The following is a 4,498-nucleotide window of genomic DNA, read 5'->3' as shown; positions in this document are numbered from 1 at the left end:
CGCCCGCCCCTTGAACTCCCTTTCCTCGATGACGACTTCCCCCCGGGAGAGCACCGTCTCCACCCGTCCCGTGACCTGCTTGCCCTCGTACGCCGAGTAGTCGACGTTCATGTGGTGCGTCTCGGCGGAGATGGTCTGGGTGGCCGCCGGGTCGTAGATGACCACGTCCGCGTCCGCGCCCGGTGCGAGGGTGCCCTTCTTGCCGTACAGGCCGAACATGCGGGCCGGGGCCGCGCAGGCGATCTCGATCCAGCGGCGGCGGGTGATGTGGCCGTCGACGACCGCCTGGTGGAGGAGGTCCATGCGGTTCTCCACCCCCGGAAGGCCGTTGGGGATCTTCGAGAAGTTCTCGCGGCCCAGCTCCTTCTGGCCGGTGAAGCAGAACGGGCAGTGGTCCGTCGACACCACCTGGAGGTCGTTGGTGCGCAGCCCGCGCCAGAGCGCCGCCTGATGTTCGCGCGGGCGCAGCGGCGTCGAGCACACGTACTTGGCGCCCTCGAAGTCCGGCTCCGCGAGATTGTCGGTCGAGAGGAACAGGTACTGCGGGCAGGTCTCGCCGAAGACCGGGAGGCCCTTGTCGCGCGCGGCCGCCAGCTCGGCCACCGCCTCCTCGGCGGAGACGTGCACGACGTACAGCGGGGCACCGGCGACGCGGGCCAGCTGGATGGCGCGGTGGGTGGCCTCGGCCTCCAGGAGGACCTTGCGCACCTCGCCGTGGTAGCGCGGGTCGGTCTCACCGCGCTGGAGTGCCTGCTCGACGAGTACGTCGATGGCGATGCCGTTCTCCGCGTGCATCATGATCAGCCCGCCGTTGCCCGCGGAGCGCTGCATCGCGCGCAGGACCTGGCCGTCGTCGCTGTAGAAGACGCCGGGGTAGGCCATGAACAGCTTGAACGACGTGATGCCCTCCTCCACAAGGAGGTCCATCTCCTTGAGGGACGCGTCGTTGACGTCGGAGAGGATCATGTGGAAGCCGTAGTCGATGGCGCAGTTGCCGTCGGCCTTCGCGTACCAGGCGTCCAGGCCCTCGCGCAGGGCGCGCCCCTGGCTCTGCACGGCGAAGTCCACGATCGTCGTGGTGCCGCCCCAGGCCGCCGCGCGGGTGCCGGTCTCGAAGGTGTCGGAGGCGAAGGTGCCGCCGAAGGGCAGCTCCATGTGCGTGTGGGCGTCGACGCCGCCCGGGATGACGTACTTGTCGGTGGCGTCGATGACCCGGTCCGCAGTCCAGGACATGGCCGGTTCGCTGCCGTGGGCGGCGAGGGCGGCGATCCGGCCGTCCTCGATCAGTACGTCGGCGTGGATCTCGTCGGTGGCGGTGATGACAAGGCCGCCGCGGATCAGGGTGCGGGTGCTCATGACTTCCCCTCGTATGGGATGCGATGGGATGCGTACGGGACGGCTGCCCGACTGGGCGTGGTGCGCGGTGAGTTACTCCACGTCCCGCAGGGCCCGTTCGAGCAGTGCGGCGCCCTGCTCGGCCTCGGCGACGGTCAGCGAGAGGGGCGGGGCGATCCGCAGCACGCTGGTGTTGTGGCCGCCGCCCTTGCCGATGAGCAGCCCGTGCGCGCGGGCCGCCTCCAGGACCGCCCCGGCACGTTCCGGATCGGCCTCGTCGGTGCCGGGCCTGACCAGCTCGACGCCGATCATCAGGCCGCGGCCGCGCACTTCCCGTACGCAGCCGACGCTCGCGCCGATCGCCCGCAGCCGCTCAAGGAGCAGGCCGCCGACGCGGCGCGCGTTGCCCTGGAGGTCGTGCTCCAGGAGGTGGTTGAGGTTGGCGAGGCCCGCCGCCATCGTGACCGGGGAGCCGCCGAAGGTCGAGATGGAGTTGGCGTCCAGGCAGTTCATGACGTCGGCGCGGGCCACGACGCCGCCGATGGCCATGCCGTTGCCGATGCCCTTGGCGAAGGTGAGGACGTCCGGCGGGCCGTTCCCGGCGTGTGCCTGCCAGCCCCAGAAGTGCTCGCCGGTACGGCCCCAGCCGGTCTGCACCTCGTCCGCGATCCACAGGATGCCGTGCCGCTGCAGGACCTCGCGGAACGCGGCGTAGAGCCCGTCCGGTGGTGAGGTGAAGCCGCCGACGCCCTGGATCGGCTCGGCGATCAGGGCGGCGACGCCACGGGTCTGGCCGAGCATGTCCTCCAGGTCGGCGACGCAGGCCGCGATGAACTCGGCGTCGGAGAGCTCCGCGTACGGGCCGCGGCTGCGGACGCCGCCGTGCACGTACAGGGTCTGCAGCGGCGAGAGGCTGGTGGGCGACCAGCCGCGGTTGCCGGTGACCGACACGGCCGAGAACGAACGGCCGTGGTAGCTGTTGCGCATCGCCAGGATCTGGTTGGAGCGGTTGTACGTGGTGGCGAGGAGCAGCGCCGCGTCGTTCGCCTCGGTGCCGGACGTGGTGAAGAAGACGCGGGCGTCCGGGATGCCCGACAACTGGGCGACGCGCTCGGCGAGTTCGACCATCGGCCGGTCGAGGTACAGGGTCGAGGAGTGGATGATCCGGGCGGCCTGCTCGCTCACCGCTCGGGTGACCTCGGGCAGGGCGTGCGCGGTCATGGTGGTGAGGATGCCGCCGAAGAAGTCGAGGTACTTGCGGCCCGAGGCGTCCCAGACGTGCCGGCCCTCGCCGTGGGTGAGCTCGATGGGCTCGTCGTAGTAGAGGGCGAGCCACTCCGGAAGCACGGCACGGTGGCGCTTGTGGAGGTCGGTCACGGCTGCACCAGCCCCTCGTACGCGTCGGGGCGCCGGTCGCGGTAGAACGCCCACTGGGTGCGCACCTCGTCGATCAGGTCGAAGTCCAGGTCCCGTACGAGGAGTTCCTCGGTCTTGTCACTCGCTCTCTCGCCGACGAACTGGCCGCGCGGGTCGACGAAGTAGCTCGTGCCGTAGAAGTCGTTGTCGCCGTACTCCTCCTGGCCGACGCGGTTGATCGCGGCGATGAAGTACTCGTTGGCGACGGCGGCCGCGGGCTGCTCCAGCTGCCACAGGTACCCGGAGAGGCCGCGTGAGGTGGCGGACGGGTTGTACACCAACTGGGCGCCGTTCAGGCCGAGTTGACGCCAGCCCTCCGGGAAGTGGCGGTCGTAGCAGATGTACACGCCGACCTTGCCGACGGCCGTGTCGAAGACCGGCCAGCCGAGGTTGCCCGGCTTGAAGTAGTACTTCTCCCAGAACCCCTTGACCTGCGGAATGTGGTGCTTGCGGTACTTGCCGAGATACGTGCCGTCGGCGTCGATCACGGCGGCGGTGTTGAAGTAGAAGCCGGCCTGCTCGACCTCGAAGACCGGGACGACGATCACCATGCCGGTCTCGCGCGCGAGGTCCTGCATGCGCCGCACGGTCGGGCCGTCGGGCACGGACTCGGCCCAGCGGTAGTGCTCGGGCTCCTGCACCTGGCAGAAATAGGGTGCGTTGAAGACTTCCTGGAACCCGATGACCTTCGCACCCTGCCGGGCGGCCTCCCGGGCGTGCTCCTCATGTTTGGCGATCATGGATTCGGTGTCACCGGTCCAGGTCGCCTGGACGAGTGCCGCGCGTACGACGTGCACCATGAGCTGCTCCTTCGAAGCTGTACGGCGATCTGGTGAGACGCCGACGAAGCCGACAGGTCGACAAGCTTCTACGCCCGTAGAGCCGGGCCGTGAAGTGACGAACGTAAGCCGCGTCTCAGCCCGGGGCAAGACCATCGTCGTGAACCGGCGGAGTCGATCACATTTCGGCACTCGTGCGGGTGAGAAACGGGCAGTTCGGGCACGGGACACGAGCTGCAGCCGGGCGCCGTGGTCCGCGTGCTCAGGCCGCGACGCCCGCCACCCGCAGCGCGTGCACCACGTCCCACTCCCGCTCGGGCGACACCGCGCGGGCCGCCTCGCGCACCCGGGACGCGAGCCGCTCCGGCGCGCAGCGGGCGAGCAGCGCCGCGTCCTCGGGGATGCGCGCCCGCAGATACGCGTCGAGCAACGTGTCCGCCTCCCGCGACCGGCCCGCGTCGTCCAGGGCGAGCACGGCCTCGGCGATCTGCGGCGCGGGCCGGGCCACGCCCTGGCGGAGCACCTGGTCGCAGTCGTCGGCGCGGCCTGCGGCGGCCAGCGCGTCGGCGGCCGCGACAAGCCGGGCCACGGGCAGCGAGGCGGCCTCCCACAGCAGGGTCGTCCAGTCGGCGGCAAGCCCGGCCCGCTCCAACTCCCGGGCGAGCATCGGGAGTCGGGGCGCGGGCCACGCCACCGCCTCGCACAGCAGCGCGTGCGCCTCACCACCGCGCCCGGCCCGGCGCAGCCGCAGCAACGCGGCTACCGCCTCCCTTGTCGCGTACGCGGCGTCGACGTCCGACTCGACGGCAGGCTCCGGCTCATCGGCACGGTCAGGCTCGGTGGCCGCCCCCGCGTACCGGGCACCACGGGGCTCTACGGGCGTAGAAGCTTGTCGACCTGTCGGCTTCGTCGGCGTCTCACCAGATCGCCGTACAGCTTCGAAGGAGCAGCTCATGGTGCACGTCGTA

Annotated in this window: 3 protein-coding genes and 1 pseudogene; all 4 read right to left on the bottom strand. The window is 70.6% G+C overall.

Annotated features, from left to right (window positions below):
* On the bottom strand, positions 1 to 1,356 hold a 1,356-nt coding region (hydA, locus tag GUY60_RS34980; protein ID WP_161705323.1), incomplete at its 3' end, for a dihydropyrimidinase.
* A gap of 72 nt (positions 1,357 to 1,428) precedes the next feature.
* Complete coding sequence (locus GUY60_RS34975; protein ID WP_161705320.1) at positions 1,429 to 2,712, bottom strand: aspartate aminotransferase family protein; 1,284 nt, start codon at positions 2,710 to 2,712, stop codon at positions 1,429 to 1,431.
* The gene (locus GUY60_RS34970; RefSeq protein ID WP_161705318.1) at positions 2,709 to 3,551 is read right to left on the bottom strand and encodes a nitrilase-related carbon-nitrogen hydrolase; all 843 of its coding nucleotides are present in this window, start codon (positions 3,549 to 3,551) and stop codon (positions 2,709 to 2,711) included. Before GUY60_RS34970 ends, GUY60_RS34975 begins: the two co-directional genes overlap by 4 nt.
* A 241-nt stretch (positions 3,552 to 3,792) precedes the next feature.
* Positions 3,793 to 4,498: pseudogene (locus GUY60_RS34965) on the bottom strand (hypothetical protein); the annotation flags it as partial.

Source organism: Streptomyces boluensis, assembly GCF_009908195.1.
Taxonomy (GTDB): domain Bacteria; phylum Actinomycetota; class Actinomycetes; order Streptomycetales; family Streptomycetaceae; genus Streptomyces; species Streptomyces boluensis.
Note: the sequence above shows the minus strand (reverse complement) of the source record. Positions and strands in the feature narration are given on the sequence as shown.

Coding starts and splice junctions, on each gene's coding strand:
- GUY60_RS34970 (WP_161705318.1), bottom strand. CDS start 3,551: ATGGTGCACGTCGTACGCGCGGCACTCGTCCAGGCGACCTGGACCGGT.